Below are 18,963 nucleotides of genomic sequence, written 5' to 3' on the forward strand. Positions count from 1 at the left end.
AAGATCGCACGGTGGTGGACAAGCTGGGTCGAGCCTATCGCCGGGGCTTCTCGCCCGCGGAGGAATATCACTTCCAGTGTCACCGAGAATTCGACCGCGAATCGGCACCAACCCGATATCGGAGAAGGTACCTTCGATTATTGGATCACCACTCGAGGGGCACGTTCCGATGCGCGTCTGTTTCTTCATTGCAAGCCTGGATGGCGGTGGTGCACAACGCCAGTGCATCGCCCTGCTCAACGCGTTACAACACGTGCGCGACGTCGAAACGCATCTCATCTTGCTCGGTCCGGGTACGTTCGACGACCGCCTCGATACCTCGCAACTGACGGTCCACCGCACACAGGTGCGCAACTTCGGTTCACCGGCGGCCCTGGCGTTTGCCGTGCGTACCCTCCGACGCGTCCGCCCGGACCTCGTGATCTCCTGGCTACACCCAGCCGACATCTGGTCGTTCGCGGCGACGCGGATCGTCCGAGTGCCGTGGATCATGACCGAACGGGGATCTGTCTATCCGGGAACCGTGGTGTTCAAGGTACGCAACCGAATCGGCCGACGCGCACCGACGACGATTATCGCGAACTCCAGCAAGGGCCAGCGCTATTGGGCAGACTTGGCACCTCGCTGTTCGGTGCGGATGATCCCCAATATGGTTATCGACGGCGCCGTCGGCGGCGCGCCTCTGACGAACAGATCTCACTCCGATGAGTGCCTATTCGTCGGTCGCCTGGAGCCAGAGAAGAACGTCGGGGCAATGATCACAGCGTTCGCCCGGTTCGCGGCTGTGAATGAGCAAGCGAAACTACTCATCTGTGGGAAGGGTTCTCTGAGCGACGATGTGGTGCAAACCGTTCACCGCCTGCCGAACTCAGAGCGAGCGACTATTCTCGGGTTTCGACATGACATTCCGGACTTGATGTCGCGCGCAAGGATCTTCCTGTCCTTCAGTCGCTATGAGGGTATGCCCAACGTCGTCATGGAGGCCGCGGCATCAGGTCTGCCGGCGGTGGTCTCCGATATACCCGAGCACCGTGCACTGCTCGGTGACGACTACCCGTTCTATGTCCGGCTCGACTCGACGCCCGAGACCTCAGCAGCAGTCCTCGCCGATGCCTGGATGCACGGGGAGAGTGCAGGCCCGGACATCTACTCGCACGCTCGTGGGGTGCTGGCGACCATGACACCCGAACGCGTCGTGGCCGACTATCTGACCGTCTTCTCCGAGGTCATCGGACAGTCATCACAGGGCCGAAAGACACCACCGGTACTGACCCAGGCTGCGCGTGTCAGATGACGGCCTTGCGCCCGCGGCCGGTTCCACCTGACACCCAGGTACCTGCGGCGGTAGATTCCGACACCCGGCACAACGTGGTGGTGTTCTATCTCAACTTCGTCGTTATCGCAGTTGTCGGATTGGTGGTGAATCCGCTGCTACTCGGAGCGCTCGGTCCGGTCATGTTCGGCATCTGGAAGTCGCTCCAACGCTATCTGGACTTCGCGACGATCGCTGATGGACGCGCGTCTCAGGCACTCAAGTGGATCGTGGCAAGCCGGGCCACGCTCGGTGATGAAGAGCGGCGCCGAGACATCGGGGCGGCGATCATCGTCTGGTTGCGCTGGCTGCCGGCCACCGTCATCGTCGCCATCGGAGTCACTGCCGCGTTGCCCCTGCTGATCAAGGGCATTCCACCAGATGTCATGACGATGGTCTACTGGGCTGCAGGCTTTTTGGCGCTCAACACCGTATTGGCCGGATTCCTCTTCATACCCGACGCGGTGCTCGCGGGCATCAACCAGGGCTACAAGTCCATGCTCGTCACGACATTGGTCTTCGTCATCAGTAACGGCGCCCTGCTCGCAGCGGCGGTCTCGGGCTGGCCGCTGTGGTCGCTGGCGGCAATTGTGTTGTCGACCGGAGTGGGGAACGCGGCGCTGACCCTGCTGGTCGCGCGCCGCAGTGTCACCTGGTGGGGTGTATCACGCCCGACGGCACCGGACCTTCGGCGGGTTCTCGGCTACAGCGCATGGACGCTCGGCAGCGTCGTGGTGGACAAGCTGCTGCTTGCCTCCGAACTGATCGTCATCAGTGTCGCCGTCGGCGCAGTGACGGTCGCGCAGTACACCTTCACGACGTACGTGACACAGTTCGTGCTGGCTCTTGCACTCGTGACAGCCAGTGGGTTCACACCGCTGCTGGGCTCGTTGCTCGGTGCCTCGGAGTTCACCGCCGCAGCCGAACGTGCCCGTTCTGCACGACATCTGGTGATCGGAGTCACCGTGCTGGGCAGCGGTGCGGTGCTGGCCTTCAACGGCGCATTCGTCACGTTGTGGGCCGGTGCGGACCAGTACCTCGGAACCACCGTCAATGCACTTCTGGCAGTGTGCGGATTGCAGCAAGCCCTCATCAGGATGGATGGGCAGGTGTTGGACGTGACAATGCGGATCGGTACCAAGGTTGTCGTCGGATTGCTCAGCAGCATCGGCGGGATCGTCGCCGGGATCACCGGATATACCGTCACCCACGATCTGACGGTTTCCCTCATCGCCGTGATTCTCTTGCGTCTCATCGGCAACGTTGCCTATCCGATACTGGTGGCCCGCGCCATCCCCGGTTCCTCTGTGCCGGTGCGCACGTTGTTTCTGGCGGTCATCCTGCTCGGCGGATCACTGGCGATCGGCGCGGTCGCGCATGGCGGCGGAGCACCGAGCCTGACCGGGTTCGCCGTGCTCTGGGCGGTACTGGCGGCCGGCACGGCGTGGTATGGGCTGGTTCCACGGAGCACCGTCCGTGCGCTGCTCACCCGTAGATGAATACACGTGACGCACTCTGCTTTTCTCACACCGAGCGGCAGGCAAACGGGAAAAACAGGCCACCCGCAGCGGCGCGCCGAGTACCGTTGACTCGTCATCGCACACCGGGACGGAAGGCACTTTCGTGACGTCGAAAGTGACATTGGCGACTAGAGCGTACCTGCACGCCAAGGATATCCATCGGCTCGGATGGCCTTACCAGGTCCGCCATCTGCACCGGCACGGCAACCGGGAGTTCACTGTGCGGGTCAAGGGTGTTGGCGCTCTGACGATGCGACCCGGGTCCGCCGACCCGGCGGTGGTCAGTCAGGTGTTCAGCTGGCTGCAGTACGACCTCAGTCAGTTCCCCCAGTATGCGCGAGTTGCCGAGGCCTACAGTGACATTCTCGATCGCGGTCGCCGCCCCCTGATCCTCGATCTCGGTGCCAACAACGGTGCATCGGCACGATGGTTCGTGCGGGAGTATCCGGATGCGGACGTTGTCGCGGTGGAACCCGATCCCGAGAATGCGCGGATCTGCCGGTTGAACACCGCGGGTTACCCGGTGGACGTGGTGCCTGCCGCGATCGGCGGGGCCCCGGGTCGCGTCACACTGGATACGGCGCAGAAGGCCAGTGTTTCCTACACGACGACGCGATCCACTGACGGCGGCGTTCCCGTCGTCACGGTCGATGAGATTCTCGCCGAGCGCCCAAACCACGAATTGTTCATCGTCAAGATCGATATCGAAGGTTTCGAAGACGATCTGTTCGCGTCGGGAACCGAGTGGGTGGAGCAAGCGCACGTCGTCATCATCGAACCTCACGACTGGAAGTTCCCGGATCGGGACACCAGCCGTCATCTGCAGAAGACCATGGGTCACCTGCCCTTTCAGCTGCTGCTGTGCGGCGAGAACCTGGTCTATGTACGCCACGAATGAACGGCGGCAGCATCGCAGCCGAAGGCGACACCAGAACAGTCTGACCGTCATCGGCCCGACACCGCCGCCGGTGCACGGCCAATCGATGGCCACCGAACGGGTACTGTTTGCGCTCAGCCGACGATGCCCCGAAGTGCGTTTCGCCGATACGAGTGAAGGCACAGCTGATGCGGTGCGCCGCCGGATGACCAAGCTGCGACGCAACGCCGCGGCACTGCGCGCGATCCGCGGTGTAGACGCCGTTTACATCTCGGTCAACGTCGGCCGGGGGATGTGGTTGAGCACCGCCGCGGCGGCTATCGCCCGGATGAGCGGTGCCCGGGTATTCCTGCATCACCACTCCTACTCCTATGTCCGCCGCCGCACGGCGCGGATGCGAGCTCTCACCAGCGCCGCCGGTACCTCCGCACAACACATCGCGCTGTCCGCGACAATGGCCGCCGACCTCCGGGCGGTGATGCCGGAGATTCGACACGTCGTCGTCGTCGGTAATGCGGCACTGGTGGATCAAGCGCTACTGGACCTGCCGCTGAAACGGGACGGTGCGGAACTCGTGCTCGGTCATCTGAGTAATCTGCGGCTGGACAAGGGCATAGCCGAGGTGGTGGACCTGGCGTCGGAGTTGCATCGCGCCGGTACCCCGCTCCGCCTCCGCATTGCCGGCCCCACCGCGGACCGCGAATCGGCACGACATCTCGATCGTGCCGAGCGGGAGTTGGGCAACCTGTTCGAGTATCTCGGACCAGTAGTGGGACCCGCGAAACTTGCGTTTTACGAATCGATCACCCATTTCGTCTTCCCGTCCCGCTACGTACACGAAGCAATGCCACTGGTTCTCTACGAAGCGATGGCGGCCGGTGTCGTCTGTCTTGCCCTACGGCAGGGTTCCATTGCCGAGCAGCTCGCCGGCAGTCCCGGCCGACTTGCCGAAAGCGTCGAGAATTTCGTCCACGAAATGGCGCCGGATATGGTCAGCACTCCGGTTTCGGCAGCGGCCTCAAAACTGGCCCGACAGGCGTTTCTGCAGGCCCTCACCGATTCGGAGAGGCAGCTCGATGACCTGACGAAGCTCGTCGTAAAGCCCGATCGATGAACCGCCCACCGAGATGAGGAACCCATGAGGCTTCAGGAATCTGCGAAGTCCGCTGTCTATCGTGCTCCTTTGTTGCATAGGCTGATGGCACCCAAGTACCCGTACAAGATCAACCCCGGGCAACTCGCCGCGATGGTCGGATTCATCGACAACACTCGCACGTCCGGTGCGCTCGTCGCTGAAATCGGTGTTGCACAAGGTGATACGTCGATATTTCTACTCGAGCACCTCGCGACCACCGACGACGATCGGACGCTTCACCTGTTCGACACTTTCAATGGGTTCACCGAAGACAGCATCGACCATGAAGTTCGGGCACGCCACAAGAGCCGGTCAGATTATGATGCTTTCCGCTACGGAGACGAGAGGATATTCCAACGGAACATCCTCAAGTGCGGGTATCAGAACTTCCGAACGGTAAAAGGCGATGCCTCACAGTTTGATTGGAGCACGGTGGGCCCGATCGGCGCAGTGTTGCTCGATATCGACCTGTACCGACCGACTATCGACGTCCTGAACGCGGTGTACCCGCACCTCGTTCCAGGAGGAGGAATCGTCCTGGACGACTGCCGGGCCGGCACACCGTGGGACGGATCACTACAAGCCTACGAAGAATTCACTAACTCACACGGATTGCCATTCGAGCGCGTCGGAGGCAAAGGCGCCGTCGTCCGCGCGGCGTAGCCGCCAGAGAAAACCTCATCGGCAAGCTCGCCTCATCGCCACCCACACCGAACCGCCGTGTGGTTCGGCCGCCGCCAGATAGGCGCGCGGGAGTTTCGCGGCGGCTGCTGCCGCCGTCGCCATGTAACGGGCCCGCGGCGTCGGCGACCAGCGCTCGGCCAGCGACGGGAACGACCCGTGTCGGGCTCTGGCCTGGAAGCTGCGCGATATGGCCAGTTCCTTCGCCGCACGGGCGCGGGATACCGGCTCCTCGTGATAAGCGATCAACTTCCAGCCGTGACGGCGGGCTGCCGCATCGAAAGAGGTTCTGCCCCAGGTCGATATGTGGTTCGGCGGCATGTCGACCAGCCCGCCCGCGGTTTCGGTCCGCTCGACGTGCGCACCGTTGGGCACGGACACCACGACGATACCGTCCGGCGCGGTGAGGCGGTCGAAGGCGTCGAACGATTCGGCGATGCCGTCGAGGTGTTCGAAGACCTGATGGCCGCACACCACCGCGTGGCCCGCGATCGGCTGATCGCGGAAGTCCCTGGCGCTCACCGTGACCCCGAGGTCGTGCAATGCCTTTCTGGCTTCTGCGCTGAATTCGGTGGCATACAGGCGGGCGGGGTCCACCCCTTCGGCGATGACGCTGCGTTGAAAGGCACCGTCACCGGCGCCGATCTCCAGCACCGACCCGCTGGTCGCGGTGATCACGTCGCGGGTGAGCTGATACTCCCAGCGTGAGGCCGGATAGGGGTGGAAGGATCGCCGACCATAGGCCAGCGCGTAGAACTCGGCGTCACCGGCCACGAACGGGTTCGCGCTGCGCAGCCCACAGCGGTCACACCGCATCAGGCGGACGTCGTCGGTTCCCCAGAGTGTGCCGATGCAGGCGACCAACTCGTCATGCCTGGCCGCATCGACCCAAGGACGCACGAAGTTCGTGGCGGCGTCGAGCACCCCCAGACGATGTGTCTGGTGTCCGTCGTTCCCGCCGCACGCTGGGCATCGCCACATGTGATCGTCTTTCAGTCTGTCGCTCGGGCCATCAACGCGATGCTGCTTCCGTACCGGCGCAGTGAGGATTTGGAGGCCAGCCGGTCATCGACCCGGGTGATCCGCTCCATGGTCGGCAGACCGAGATGCAGCCCCAGCTTTCCCAGCGCGATCAACGGATACCGGGTGAACGTCCCGTGGTGGATCACGGCCGCATTGTCGAAGGTGCGGAACAACGGCTGCACCCGCGTTTGCTCCATCGGCCGGCAGTTCACGCCGCGTTCCTGCTTGCCGAACACCTTGGTACCGGCGCGATATCCCGGTGCCCGCCAGGGTTCGATGGCGGCGAACTTGCCGCCCGCGGCGAGCACGCGACGGATCTCGGGGAAGGCACGTGCGGTGATGGTGTGATGCAGGCACCCTCCGGAGTACACCCGGTCGAAGCTGCCGGTCCGCAAGGGCATCTCTTCGGCGATCCCGACCGCGGCCCGGAATCTGTCGGCCACTCCGAAGGTCTCGGCGAGCGCCCTGGCGAACACCGCTTCGCCCAGCATCGGTGTCAGCAGCCAGGATTCGGCGGCTCCGGCCAACAGGAACTTCACCGCATGGATCCCACCGCCGCCCAGTTGCAGCGTCGTGCATCCCTCGACCGGGGAGATGTACGCGTACGCCTCGGCCTGGGAAGCCAGGTCATAGGTCGCGTCCAGCCAGTCGCGGCCGGGAAAGCGGCCGGCTCGCATCACCGGACGGACAACCTGATAGGCATCCGATCGCGACACATCCGCACGGGCGTCGGCGGCCACCGCGTTGTAGAAATCCATCTCCTCGTACGCCTCGCGGTACGGATCCAGGCCGGTGTCGATCTCGGCTGTCGTGTTGGCACCCACCAACATCTCGGGTGCCATCAGGATCGGGATGCCGTCGACGACCGGATACGCCCCACATCCGTCGCTGCGCAGCAGCAGCGTCGCCGGCACGTCGGTGTCACGGACGGAGGCCCAGTTCGCCGCCACCCGGTGTACCGACTCGCCGAGCACTTCGAACACCCGGTGGCGATCGGCCTCGACCAGCCGGTCGTGGGTGACCGGGCACACCACCATCTCCGAGATCCCCACTGCTGGCCTCCAACTCCTCTGGTCCGTCCGTACACCGTCGGCAGTCATGCTCAGCACTTCCTGATGTAGACGTAGAGCATCGGCTGCAGCATTTGGGGAAGATGCTTGTCCGCCGACCGGATCAACCGGTAGACCCACGGCGAGCCGAAGTGATATGCCGGCTCGGCCGCGGTGCGCACCACGGCCACGTCGGCCCCGACGAAGGCGGCACGGAGCGCGCGGGGCGTGTTCAGCCGGTACCGCGTCGGGAATACATCCTCCGGAAGCCGGTCGGGCTGGATACTCGCCAACGCGGCGCTGTGGAATCGGTTGGGTACCAGCCGCGCCGCCGCCGCGACGTAACCCCAACGGTTCGGCGTGTACGCGGCGATCAACCCGCCCGGCTTGGTGACCCGCAACAACTCGCCCGCCACGAACCCGACATCCTCGAGATGCTCGAACACCGCCCTGGCGACCACCACGTCGAAGCGGCCGTCCTCGTACGGAAGCCGGGCGCCGGGGGTGATCACCTCGGCGTGATCGAGGAACGGATTGTGCAACACCGCTTCCGTGACGTCACAGCCTTCGACATGAGCGCAGCGCCCGGTGAACACCATCAGGTTGCGCCGGTAATCGACCCGGTCCTGCAGCGGGGCTTCGCCGCGGCCGGCGCCGAAGTCGAGGACCTCGCTGTCGGGTTTGAGCACCGCGGCGATCTGGGAGTAGAACGCGACGGTACCGTCGACGTGGGTGAACCCGCCGATACCCGTCTCCGGATAGAAACGACGATTGAGCTCATCGGTTTTCATGGCGACACACTTCTCGTCCAGGCTCAGCCGACGGCCCGCATGAGGGCGCGCGCGGTCATCTGGTCGTAGATCCACCGATAGGTGTGTTCCAGCCCGTCGGCGAGCCGCGTCGAGGGCTCCCAGTCGTACTGCGCCCGGATCATGGTGTTGTCGCTGTTGCGTCCGCGGACGCCGAGGGGCGCATCCAGCTTGTAGTGCCGGCGCACCTTGATGCCGGCGATCTCTTCGATGAGATCGACCATCTGGTTGATGGTGACCAACTCCGAGCTGCCCACGTTCACCGGCTCGTGGTTCGCGCCCGCCGTCACCCGTAGCGTGCCCTCGACGCAGTCATCGATATACATGAAGCTCCGGGTCTGCTCGCCGTCGCCCCAGATCTCGATATCGCGTTGTCCCGACACGGCGGCCTGCGCCACCTTGCGGCACAGGGCGGACGGCGCCTTCTCCCGTCCTCCTTCGAATGTCCCGAACGGCCCGTAGACATTGTGATACCTGGCGATCCGGGTCTGCAGCGCATAGTCCTCGCGGAAGTGCCGGCACATCCGCTCGGTGAACAGCTTTTCCCACCCGTAGCCGTCTTCCGGCATTGCCGGGTAGGCGTCGCTCTCCTTGAGGCCCGGTACGTCGGCATCGGTCTGTTTGTCCGCGGCGTACACACAGGCCGAGCTCGAATAGAAGTACCGCTTCACCCCCGCGTCGCGGGCGGCCACCAGCATGTTGGTGCTGATCAGCACGGACAGCATGCATTCGGCCTTGTGTGTCTCGATGAAACCCATGCCACCCATGTCGGCGGCCAGCATGAAGACGGTGTCCACGCCGTCGACGGCATGGGAACAACCGACCGGCGTCGACAGATCCAGCCGCGCCGGTTCGATCTCCGGAGGAATCTGGTGCCATTCCGAGAACGGCTTGACGTCCGCCCCCCGGACCCGCGCCCCTTGTGCGACCAGCGCCCTCGTCAGGTGGCCCCCGATGAATCCTCCGGCTCCTGCGACGAGAACTGTTTGATTGCCGAACATGTCGTTGTCTCCCTGGTCGTGGGTGATGGGTGGTCAGCGAGCGGGCGTGTACCCGGCCTGGTGCGCGGCCGCCTCGGCATGCGCTGCCGGTGTCCTGGCGGACTTCAGCAGTCGTTCGAAACGGTCACCGATCTCGACGATGTCGAAGGATCGCTGTGCGTACTGCCGTCCGTTGCGGCCCAGGGTCCGGCGCAGGACGGGGTCGGTGAGAAGCTGCTTCAGCGCGGTGGCGGCGGCACCGTAATCCCCAGGAGGCGTGACGAGTCCGGCGTCTGCCGTACGCACCATCGATGCGATCGCATTGTCCTGCGGCAGCACGGCGAGCACCGGGCGACCGGCGCACAGATAGTTCAAGATCTTGGACGGCACCGAGAAGCGGCTGGCGTCCCGTTCCAGAATGCCCAGTAGCACGTCGGCGCTGGCCAACATGTCCGGCAACTCCGCATAGGGCCGGTAGTCCATCAACATCAGCTTTTCGTCACCACCACAGTGCTTTTCCAGCCATTCCCGCCCGATGCCCTCGGATACCACGACGATGCGGCAGTCGTCCGGAATGCTGTGCAGTAACTCGGCGACGACGGCGGGATCATGCTTGAGTCCCAGAGTTCCGGCGTACATGACCACCTGGACGTCGTCGAGGCCATATCGGGCCGACCAGGGGTTGGCCCTCGGGCGCTGTGGGACCTCGTTCAGTGCACCCCAATTCGGGATGACCACAACCTTCGCCGGGTCCACCCGCCAAGCCGTGAGCCGCGCAAGGAAGGCGTCGCTGATCGGGACGATCCTGCTGGCCCGGTGCGCGATACGACGTTCCAATCGTTCTACGCCCCAGGCGATCACTGCCCCCATCCGGCCGAACCGCCGACGCGCGATGACACTGACGGCCTCACTGTGGATGTCCTGCCACCAGAAGACGAATGGGATGCGGCCGGCCTTGAGCACGAGCGAAACGATGTACAGCGGGATGGTCGGGAAGTTGGCGAAGACGGCGACATCGGGTCGCGACCGCAGGACGGCACGGGCACTGAGCCAGCCGTACCGCAGCTCCTGCGCACCACGACGGCCCGCGGCGTACCGGGCGAATTCGCCACCCAGGCTGATGCCTTCGATCGACAGGGTGGGAGGATCGCCCGGCTGTATGGAGGTGGCACCGCGCCCGGTGGTGACGGAGGCGCAATACTGATGTGCGACGGTGTGCCCACGAGCGGCCAATTCGCGGCTCAGCTGCAACTGACCCGGATGGCCGGCGAAATCGTGGATGACGATGTTCACCGAGGTCTCCTAGCGCGCATGCGATTCCTTGCTCGTCGGTTGGGTCGGGGGGTGTTGCAGGGAATCACGATCCTCGATAGAACATCACCTCGCGGAAGGTCCGCAGGATGATCTTCACGTCCAGCCACAGCGACCAGTTCTCGATGTAGAAGTTGTCGTGCCGGGTCCGATCGGCGATCGAGGTGTCACCGCGCAGCCCACTCACTTGGGCAAATCCGGTGAGCCCGACCTGCACTCGGTGCCGACAGGCATAGCGGTCGAATTCGGCCGAGAACCGCTCGACGAAATACGGCCGTTCCGGCCTCGGGCCCACCAGCGTCATGTCACCGCGCAGGATGTTCCAGAGCTGGGGCAGCTCGTCGATGGAGGTGTGGCGCAGGAATCGGCCGACGGGCCCGACACGATCATCCTGAGCGGCGCTCCACAGGGTCTGCGCCTCCACCTCACTGGCCGGGCGCATCGAACGGAACTTGAAGAGCTCGAACGTCTTCCCGTCACGCCCGACCCTGGTCTGCCGGAAGATCACGCCGCGCCCACCCTCGATGCGGACGGCCAGCGCGCTGACGACGAGGATGGGTAGCAACACGATCAGCGCAGTCGCGGCGACGACGATATCGAATGCCCGCTTGGTCAGTCGGGCCGGACCGTGCAGGTTCGGGTTGCCGATTCGCATGATGGGTATCGAGCCGATGTGGTCGGCCGCGCCCGTCAGGGTGTGGAAGTGATACAGCCGCGGGACCACGAGAACCTGGGTGCGCCCGCACACCGTGCTCCGGACCGCGTCGATGAGGGCGCGCTCCTGGAATTCGCCGTCGGCCACCAACAACGTGTCCGCGCCACTTCCGGACACCGCGATATCCAGGTCGGTGAGCCGGCCGAGGTGGGGCAGATACTGCCCAGCCGGTGCGGTCGGGCGATCATCGACGTAGCCGGCCAGTTCGAGTCCGTACTGCCGGTGATCGGCCACGATTCTGGCCAGTTCTGCGGTGAGCGGGCCGCCGCCGATCACTACGGTGCGGTGGGTCGCGATGCCACTGCGGCGGCCGAGCGCGATGAGCCTGGTGCTCAGCACGCGGCCGGCGATGACGAGCAGCACTGCCTGAGAGGCGGTTTCGAGGAAGACCAGTACCTGCTCCCTTTGGTGCAGATAGAGGATTATGGCTGCGACGACGGCCACTGCGGTGAGCAGCCGCGCCAGGATGGCGGGCAGTTCGTCGAGGACGCTGAGGTGCAGCCGAGCGATATACCGGCCGCCCCCGCTGAGCAGTGCGGTGCCGAGCACTGCGAGCGCCAGGGTCGCGAGCGGCTGCGGCGGCCGCCAGGCGAGAGGCGCCATCAGCAGCGCGAAATCCACGGCGGGGACTAGCATCCACGATCGCACCCGATGGATCAGGCCGACACCCACCGACGGCGTGACTGCACTCCGGGCGTGATCGAGGACCACCTGAGGTGCGACGTTGGTCAGTGACACCCGCGGCGCGAGCACCGACCTCGGTTCGAGAACCCCCGTCATGACCGAGAACCCCAAGGCCCGTGCGTATCTGCGTGCCGTGCCACCGCCATGTTCAACCCCCTGCAGCACCGATTACGGCTTGCCGGCGAGATCCGGCCACCCAAAGCCGTGGCCGCGGGCCGTCACGTCAACTGGCCCGTCCCCAGACTATTCACACGGGGGTAAATTGATAAATGAGGTGTTTCCCTATGCTTTTCCACCGCACCCCCCAAAGACGGTTTGGGATAACGACTTTCGATGCCGACCACCGCAAGTACCCGGCCGGTCGCGTATCGCGACAGGTCGGGTGCGGGCGGCGCGTGGTCAGGAGTACCGGTCAAACCTCGCACAGGCCGGTGCGGTCACAGATCTGCTTGCACGCTTCCAGCCGTTTCGGGTCTTCGTTACACCAGGCGGGATTCTTGCTGATGTTGTGAGCCGCCTGCCGTTCCTTCAGCGCCTTGCGCCCCTCGGGTGAGGCCGCCGAGTTTCCCGGTTTACCCGGCGCAGCGACAGGGGCGGTACAGTTCAGGTTCACCAGGACTTCCTTGTCCGGTCCCTCACCGCTGGCGTCCAGGAACATCGAGTTCATCGAACTGACCACGATGCAGTCATCGGTGGCCACCTGATCACCGCTCACGGTGGCGATCACGGCCTTCTGATGCATCGAGGCGATCCGCGACTTGGCGTCGGCATACGTCATGCCGGCGTATACATCCGCCGACGCGACACCGGGACCGAGCGCCGCTGAGATCGCAGCCATCGCAAACGTGGCCACGATGATCCCGCTGCGCCTCCCATGCCGCCCGAGTCCGTTGGATTTCACCCGAATCCTCCCGTTCACCCGATTGAGTTGGGGCGCCACCGAAATCGATGCGTCGCTCGTCGGCTAGACGCTAATCGCGGGCGACGTCGAGGTGAATCGGGTGTTTCCCCCCATCTGGCCGGCCGGGTCCCCACCGCACGGCCGCCCACCTCCCCGCCCGCCCGCGTGGCAACGGTCGGTGCGCGCGCGCCGCTCTGTGCCGGTAGCCGCGATTCCGCCGCACACGTGCATTCACAGCGACTTCCCACGCGCCTCCCATGGTTTGCTGACCACGTGAAATGGTGTCGACAGCAAATACTTAGACGGCCTGATACACCATCGGCAAGCGCTCAGATTGCGGAACAATCAGCAGCATTTAGTGCAGCCTTACTGCACTTTTGCCGGTCATCACGCCGCCATAACTTGCGTTTGCAAGCATTCAGGCAAATTTACGGCCCGGACAAAAATTTGGCGAAATCCGCTTCCTGTCGATTTGCTGACTGTAATACTCGTCCGGTGTCCGAGGGCCCGGCGGCCCGCTCGGCCGAGCGGCAGACGATTGACGACTTCTTGCGAGAAGCCGCCCACGAGCCTGCTTGCCTGGTGTTCGAGGGCGAGGCCGGGATCGGCAAAACCACGCTGTGGCTGTCGGCCGTCGACGAGGCGCGCACTCGCGGCTTCCACGTGCTACGCGCCCAGCCCGGCCAATCCGAATCGGTGCTCGCCTACGCGAGCACCGCCGACCTTCTCGCCGATATCGAACAGGCCGCATTCGACCGGCTCCCTTCCCTGCAACGCATTGCGCTGGAACGCATTCTGTTACGCACCGAGGCGGTCGATGCCCCGGCCGATCCGCGGGTGGTCGCCACCGCAGTGCTGTCACTGGTCGAGGGGTTGACAGCCGATGCACCGGTGCTGGTCGCGATCGACGATGTGCAGTGGCTCGACCCGTCGAGCAAGGCCGTCGTGGCGTTCATCGCCCGCCGGTTGAGGGGCCGGGTGGGCCTGGTGCTCACCGAACGGATGCCGTGCCCGACGGAGGCCACGGCTACCTGGCTACGGATGGGACGTCCGGATGGCATCGAGCGAATAGTGGTGCCACCGTTGGATTTCTGTGGTCTGCGCGAGCTCTTCGCCACCAAACTCGGCCGGGCCTTCCCCCGCCCGACCATGCTGCGCTTCGCCCAGGTGTCCGGCGGGAACCCCTATTTCGCACTCGAGATGGCCCGGACCGTGGCCGGGACCCCGCCCGCAGGTGACGTGCTGTTGCCCGCCACCTTGGCAGCGGCGGTCCGGGCACGCATCGGCCAGCTCGACGACGACACGCACACCATGCTGCTCGCCGCCGCCTGCGCGGACGAGCCGACGGTGGACCTGCTGGCCCGGGCGACCGGCACCACCGTCGCGCGCGCGGTGGAGGTTCTGGAGGTCCCGGAGAGTCGCGATATCGTCGCGATCCGCGGGAACCACGTCTGCTTTTCTCATCCCCTGCTGGCCAAAGGTGTTTACACCGACGCCAATCCGGCGCGCCGCAGGGCGATGCACGCGGCGCTGGCCAAGGTGGAGAACCGGCCGGAGGTTGCGGCCCGACATCTGGCACTGGCCTGCACCACCTCCGACCCGGTGACCTTGCGCGCGCTCGACGAGGCCGCCGACAGCGCGCATGCCCGCGGCGATTCCACCGCGGCGGCGGAGTTGGTCGAAGCCGCGATCCGGCTCGGTGGTGAGACGCCGGTGCGTCGGCTCAGGGCCGGCGAATTCTACTTCCAGGCCGGCGACAACGCCCGGGCCGGCGCCCTGATCGAGCCGGCGGTCAGCCTGTTGACCGTCGGGCCGCAACGCGCGGCAGCCCGCAATCTGCTTGCCGAGATCCAGGTCTACGAAGGGCGCTTCACCGAAGCGGTCGAGCTGCTGCGCAACTCGTTGTGCGACGCCGCAGGCGATCACACGGTGCTGGTGCAAACACTGCTGCTGCTCTCCCTGGCGCTGGTCAACACCGGCGAGTTCGACGAGTCGTCGCTGCAGGCGCAGCAGGCGGTGCTGCTGGCCGAGGAGCTCGACTGTCCGGCGCTGACCAGTCAGGCCCTGGCGATGTGGGTGACGGTGAACTGCCTGTGCGGCCACGGGGTGGACGAACCCAGCCTGGTCCGAGCCCTGGAGCTCGAGGATCCCGACGCCGACATCCCCGTGCATTTCCGGGCCGGCACCAATGCTGCCCTGGTGCTGGCGTGGACCGGACGGGTGGGCGAGGCCCGCAGCGAGATGCGTGACATCCGGCGCCGCTGTATCGAGCGGGGCGCCGAGAGCCGGACACTGTTCGTCTCGCTGCACAGTGCGCTGATCGAGATCTGGCATGGCAGTTTCGGCGACGCCGCGCAGATCGCCGAGGAGGCGATGGAACGCGCCGAACAGCTGGGTGGTCACCAACTGCTTGCCATCGCTCATTCCATCCGGCTCACGGTCGCGGCGTACACCGGCCGCGCCGACGAGGCCCGGGCCGAGGCCGATGCTGCCCTGGCGGCCGCCCGTCACTGCAGCGCGCCCCGGATGACCGAGCGGGTGACCGCGACGCTGGGGTTCCTGGAGGTCTCGCTCGGGAACTATGCCGAGGCACTGGCCATCCTCGACCCGTTGATCTCCGGATTCGGGGCGACGGCCTGCACCGAGATCATCACGGCGGCCTTCCTGCCCGACGCGGTGGAGGCAATGGTGGCGCTGGGCCAGCTCGATGAGGCCGACCCGTTGATCACGGCGCTGGAAACGAACGGCCGCCGCCTGGACCGGCCGTGGATGCTGGCCGTCGGGGCCCGATGCCGCAGCATGTGGCTCGCCGCGCACGGTGATGTCGGCGCCGCCGACCGGATGGCGCACCAGGCGATGCGCGAGCACGACCGCCTGCCGATGCCGTTCGAGCGTGCCCGCACCGAATTACTCGTCGGGCAGTTGCTGCGCAGGCAGCGCCGTAAGGAGGGAACGTCGGAGACCCTGCAGGCGGCGCTGCATGCCTTCGAGGAGTTGGGCGCGCCGCTGTGGGCCGAACGGGCGCGCGCCGAACTGGCCAAGACCCGCGTCACCAGGGCCCACGACCTCGGGCTGACCCCCGCCGAACAGCGGGTCGCCGAGCTGGCGGCATCGGGGATGACCAACCGCGACGTCGCCGCGGCATTGTTCATCAGCCCGAAGACCGTCGAACACAATCTCGCCCGCGCCTACCGCAAGCTCGCCATCCATTCCCGGGCCGAGCTGGGCCAGCGGATCAGTCAGCTGCAGCTCGACGATTCATCCGAAAACTTCAGCAGCGCAAACCATTAGGCGCGGGAGATGGCGGAGGCCGCCGAGATCTGTTCCGGCGTGGGCCGCACCCCGGTATAGCGTTCGAACTGTTCGGCAGCCTGCAGCGCGATCACCTCGGCACCCGTGATGACCTTGCTGCCCGCCCCGCGTGCGGAGGCGATGAGCGGCGTCTCCGACGGCAGCGCCACCACGTCGAACACGACGTAGGCATGTGCGATCGCCTCGTCGTCGAACGCCTGCTGCGTTTCCTCGGGACCGCCGGACATCCCGATCGGGGTGACGTTCACCAGGATCGGCGCACGCAGTGAACCCACCTCGGGGGCGTACTCGTAACCGAGCCGGTCGGCCAGGGCTCGGCCGGTCTCGGCGTTACGCGCCACGATGATGCCGGAACTGAACCCACTGCCCTGAAACGCGGTGGCAACCGCACTGGCCATCCCACCGCTGCCCCGGATGATCACGGCGTCGTCGGGATCGAGCCCGTTGCTACGGATCAGTTGTTGCACCGCAAGGTAATCGGTGTTCGATGCGCGCAGATGACCGTCGTCGTTGACGATGGTGTTCACCGATTCGATGCCTTGCGCGGAGGGCTCGACCTCGTCGACCAACGCGATCACGTCACGCTTGAACGGCATCGACACCGAGCAGCCGCGGATACCCAGGGCGCGCACGCCACCGATCGCCGCCGCGATATCGGTGGTGGTGAAGGCCTTGTAGATGAAGTCCAGCCCCAACTGCTCGTAGAGGTAGTTGTGGAAGCGGGTGCCGATATTGCTCGGCCGGGCGGCCAGCGAGATGCACAGCCGGGTGTCCTTGCTCAGCGGCGGCCTGCCGCCGGTAGGTTGCACAGCACCCGCCATCACCCCACCGCCCGCATCACCTGCCGGGCCATCTCATAGATGGCGCGATACCGTCGCGGGCTCATCGACACATTCGGCACGTCGACCACGGTAGTCACCACGTTGAGGTCTTCGCGCTCCCAGTGCGCGCCGGCCCGATCCAGGATCGCCCGCATCGGATAGTTCTCCGAGAGCACCCGCGCGGTGAACGAGGTGACCCCGCCGGCGCGCGCCGCCACCGCCAGCGCATCCATCAGGAAGGTGCCGATTCCGCGCCCCTGATAGGCATCGCCGACGATGAAGGCGACCTCGGCCGTCGTCGCATCGTGGCCCAGCCGCACGAAGCGCCCGTCGGCCACCACCGGTCCGTCCGGGCCGTCGGTCAGCACCCACACGAAATGGTCGACGTAGTCGACCTCGAACAGATACGCCATCAACGACGGCGTCGGTACCCGGGTGCTCTGGAACCGGCGGTACAACGTCTCACTGGAGAATTCGACCGGGCCGTGGATGGTGCGTTCGTTGTCCCCGGGCAGCACCGGCCGCAGATACAGCACGGTGCCGTCGCGCATGGTGGCGGGGATCGGCGTGATGAAGGCCGCCAGACGCTGCCGGGCGATGCGCACCAGCCGGTCCATCAACGACCCGACCCCGTCGCTGCGCTCGCCCGTCACCGCCAGGTCCAGCATGATGGCGAACGCTTCGGGTCCGCCGACCCAGCCGGTGAGCGGTCCGGTGGCCGTCACCGTCGCGGTTCTGGGGATGCCGCGCAGCAGCGCGATCTCGCCGACCACCAGTCCGGGCTGCAGCGGCACCACGGTCGCTTCGCCGTCCTCGCCGACATGCGTCACCTCGGCGCTGCCCGAGCCGATCAGCAAGAAGGTGGCGGCGTGCTCGCCCTGGCGCATGAGCACGTCACCGGCGCCGGCGGTGAGCGGCTGCAGCAGCGCCGCCAAGGGCATCAGTTCGGCGGCCGAGCACCCGGCGAAGAAATCCAATGCGGCCAGTTCATCGGCCCGCGCACCGGTCACACTCGCCACCTCACGAGGCTACGACTTCGGGGCCTGGCAGGTCCACGAACCGGCGACGACGCGCACCGGACTTTGCTGTGTGGCGCGTGAGGTTGGCCTCGTAAGCAGCGTTTCTACGCACCGGTCAGATATCTGTGGCAAACTCCGCGTATGACTCAAGCGCTGCGCCGCACTCGCGGTCGTCCCCGGGCAGCTAACGGATCGGAGACTCGGGAGCGAATCATCCGTGCGGCACGACAGGTTTTCAGCGAACTTGGCTACGACGCGGCGACGTTCCAGGCGATCGCCGAACGCGCCGACCTGACCCGGCCGGCGATCAACCATTACTTTGCGAACAAGCGCGCTCTGTACCAAGAGGTGCTCACGGCGACCAACGCGGCGCTGATCACGTCGGGGATGACGGCCGCGGCAGCCCAGACCAGACTGGTCGACAGGCTGTCGGCGTTCCTGAGCGGCATGATGCTGGCGCACCGCGAGTACGACTCGGCGGCGGCGTTCCTGGTGACGTCGATGCTGGAGTCCCATCGCCATCCCGAGCTGAGCCAGGACAGTTACGCCCCGCGCGAGGACGTGCGCAGCTTCGTGAGCTCCGCCGTCAGCGAGGCGGTGGCCCGGGGCGAGGTCAGCGCCGGCAGCGATCCCGAGATCCTGGTGGAAATGCTGCTGGTGCTGATGTTCGGCATCGGCTTCTACGCGGGATTCGTCGGTACCGATGCCGAGGTGGCGGCCGTCGTGGACAAGTTGCAGCGGCTGCTGGCCAACGACCTGTGGAAACTGCAGGAGCCGGCCGCCAGCTGACCGCGGCGGCGACACGAGGGGGACC

The 18,963-nt window shown here is 65.7% G+C and carries 16 protein-coding genes; 7 read left to right on the forward strand and 9 right to left on the reverse strand.

The annotated features are described in order from the left end of the window. Window positions 1-169: 169 nt before the first annotated feature. The 5 genes from BN977_RS08805 to BN977_RS08825 all read left to right on the forward strand — a co-directional run bounded on the left by BN977_RS08805 (window position 170) and on the right by BN977_RS08825 (window position 5,507). Window positions 170-1,294, forward strand: coding sequence for a glycosyltransferase (locus BN977_RS08805; RefSeq protein ID WP_036397184.1), 1,125 nt, complete (start codon window positions 170-172; stop codon window positions 1,292-1,294). A 74-nt stretch (window positions 1,295-1,368) separates the two neighbouring features. Next, window positions 1,369-2,811, forward strand: coding sequence for an MATE family efflux transporter (locus BN977_RS08810; RefSeq protein WP_036397186.1), 1,443 nt, complete (start codon window positions 1,369-1,371; stop codon window positions 2,809-2,811). Window positions 2,812-2,935: 124 nt separating this feature from the next. Next, window positions 2,936-3,730, forward strand: coding sequence for an FkbM family methyltransferase (locus tag BN977_RS08815; protein ID WP_131590069.1), 795 nt, complete (start codon window positions 2,936-2,938; stop codon window positions 3,728-3,730). Between the two features lie 85 nt (window positions 3,731-3,815). Next, window positions 3,816-4,823 (forward strand): glycosyltransferase family 4 protein, encoded by a 1,008-nt coding sequence (locus tag BN977_RS08820; protein WP_165576306.1) that lies wholly within the window; start codon window positions 3,816-3,818, stop codon window positions 4,821-4,823. Between the two features lie 84 nt (window positions 4,824-4,907). Beyond that, window positions 4,908-5,507 carry a TylF/MycF/NovP-related O-methyltransferase gene (locus tag BN977_RS08825; protein ID WP_165576307.1) on the forward strand — a complete coding sequence of 200 codons (600 nt, stop codon included), beginning with the start codon at window positions 4,908-4,910 and terminating at the stop codon, window positions 5,505-5,507. Window positions 5,508-5,522: 15 nt separating this feature from the next. Here BN977_RS08825 and BN977_RS08830 read toward each other — a convergent pair whose 3' ends face one another. The 7 genes from BN977_RS08830 to BN977_RS08860 form a co-directional block, all read right to left on the reverse strand. Further along, window positions 5,523-6,449: a class I SAM-dependent methyltransferase gene (locus BN977_RS08830; protein WP_036397192.1), complete on the reverse strand. Its 927-nt coding sequence runs from the start codon at window positions 6,447-6,449 to the stop codon at window positions 5,523-5,525. A gap of 68 nt (window positions 6,450-6,517) precedes the next feature. Next, window positions 6,518-7,600 carry a methyltransferase domain-containing protein gene (locus BN977_RS08835; RefSeq protein WP_036397193.1) on the reverse strand — a complete coding sequence of 361 codons (1,083 nt, stop codon included), beginning with the start codon at window positions 7,598-7,600 and terminating at the stop codon, window positions 6,518-6,520. 50 nt (window positions 7,601-7,650) lie between these two features. Further along, window positions 7,651-8,388 (reverse strand): class I SAM-dependent methyltransferase, encoded by a 738-nt coding sequence (locus BN977_RS08840; protein WP_036397195.1) that lies wholly within the window; start codon window positions 8,386-8,388, stop codon window positions 7,651-7,653. Window positions 8,389-8,411: 23 nt separating this feature from the next. Then, entirely contained in the window at window positions 8,412-9,407 is a 996-nt protein-coding gene (locus tag BN977_RS08845) for an NAD-dependent epimerase/dehydratase family protein (RefSeq protein WP_036397197.1), read from the reverse strand. 33 nt (window positions 9,408-9,440) lie between these two features. Further along, entirely contained in the window at window positions 9,441-10,679 is a 1,239-nt protein-coding gene (locus tag BN977_RS08850; RefSeq protein ID WP_036397198.1) for a glycosyltransferase family 4 protein, read from the reverse strand. Window positions 10,680-10,743: 64 nt separating this feature from the next. Further along, entirely contained in the window at window positions 10,744-12,192 is a 1,449-nt protein-coding gene (locus tag BN977_RS08855) for a sugar transferase (protein WP_234709528.1), read from the reverse strand. Between the two features lie 316 nt (window positions 12,193-12,508). Then, window positions 12,509-12,934 carry a hypothetical protein gene (locus BN977_RS08860; RefSeq protein WP_131590072.1) on the reverse strand — a complete coding sequence of 142 codons (426 nt, stop codon included), beginning with the start codon at window positions 12,932-12,934 and terminating at the stop codon, window positions 12,509-12,511. 558 nt (window positions 12,935-13,492) lie between these two features. Between BN977_RS08860 and BN977_RS08865 the strand changes: the two genes are divergently transcribed. Then, on the forward strand, window positions 13,493-16,288 hold the full coding sequence (locus tag BN977_RS08865; protein ID WP_036397200.1) for an AAA family ATPase: 2,796 nt from the start codon (window positions 13,493-13,495) through the stop codon (window positions 16,286-16,288). Here the strand turns inward: BN977_RS08865 and BN977_RS08870 are convergent. Next, the gene (locus BN977_RS08870; RefSeq protein WP_036397202.1) at window positions 16,285-17,130 is read right to left on the reverse strand and encodes a shikimate 5-dehydrogenase; all 846 of its coding nucleotides are present in this window, start codon (window positions 17,128-17,130) and stop codon (window positions 16,285-16,287) included. The two genes, BN977_RS08865 and BN977_RS08870, sit on opposite strands and share 4 nt — an antisense overlap. Continuing rightward, window positions 17,130-18,149, reverse strand: a complete 1,020-nt coding sequence (locus tag BN977_RS08875; protein WP_036397204.1) for an acetyltransferase Pat — start codon at window positions 18,147-18,149, stop codon at window positions 17,130-17,132. Before BN977_RS08875 ends, BN977_RS08870 begins: the two co-directional genes overlap by 1 nt. Window positions 18,150-18,290: 141 nt before the next feature. Here BN977_RS08875 and BN977_RS08880 point away from each other — a divergent pair, with 141 nt between their 5' ends. Further along, entirely contained in the window at window positions 18,291-18,938 is a 648-nt protein-coding gene (locus BN977_RS08880; RefSeq protein WP_036397205.1) for a TetR/AcrR family transcriptional regulator, read from the forward strand. The last annotated feature ends 25 nt before the right edge of the window (window positions 18,939-18,963 follow it).

The organism is Mycolicibacterium cosmeticum, from assembly GCF_000613185.1.
In the GTDB taxonomy this organism is placed as follows: Bacteria; Actinomycetota; Actinomycetes; order Mycobacteriales; family Mycobacteriaceae; genus Mycobacterium; species Mycobacterium cosmeticum.

Bases quoted from the DNA above. Each gene is read 5' to 3' on its own strand.
- BN977_RS08870 (WP_036397202.1), bottom strand. From the start codon at position 17,130: ATGGCGGGTGCTGTGCAACCTACCGGCGGCAGGCCGCCGCTGAGCAAG.
- BN977_RS08845 (WP_036397197.1), bottom strand. From the start codon at position 9,407: ATGTTCGGCAATCAAACAGTTCTCGTCGCAGGAGCCGGAGGATTCATC.
- BN977_RS08860 (WP_131590072.1), bottom strand. From the start codon at position 12,934: ATGGCTGCGATCTCAGCGGCGCTCGGTCCCGGTGTCGCGTCGGCGGAT.
- BN977_RS08820 (WP_165576306.1), top strand. From the start codon at position 3,816: ATGGCCACCGAACGGGTACTGTTTGCGCTCAGCCGACGATGCCCCGAA.
- BN977_RS08805 (WP_036397184.1), top strand. From the start codon at position 170: ATGCGCGTCTGTTTCTTCATTGCAAGCCTGGATGGCGGTGGTGCACAA.
- BN977_RS08880 (WP_036397205.1), top strand. From the start codon at position 18,291: ATGACTCAAGCGCTGCGCCGCACTCGCGGTCGTCCCCGGGCAGCTAAC.
- BN977_RS08840 (WP_036397195.1), bottom strand. From the start codon at position 8,388: ATGAAAACCGATGAGCTCAATCGTCGTTTCTATCCGGAGACGGGTATC.
- BN977_RS08825 (WP_165576307.1), top strand. From the start codon at position 4,908: ATGGCACCCAAGTACCCGTACAAGATCAACCCCGGGCAACTCGCCGCG.
- BN977_RS08855 (WP_234709528.1), bottom strand. From the start codon at position 12,192: ATGACGGGGGTTCTCGAACCGAGGTCGGTGCTCGCGCCGCGGGTGTCA.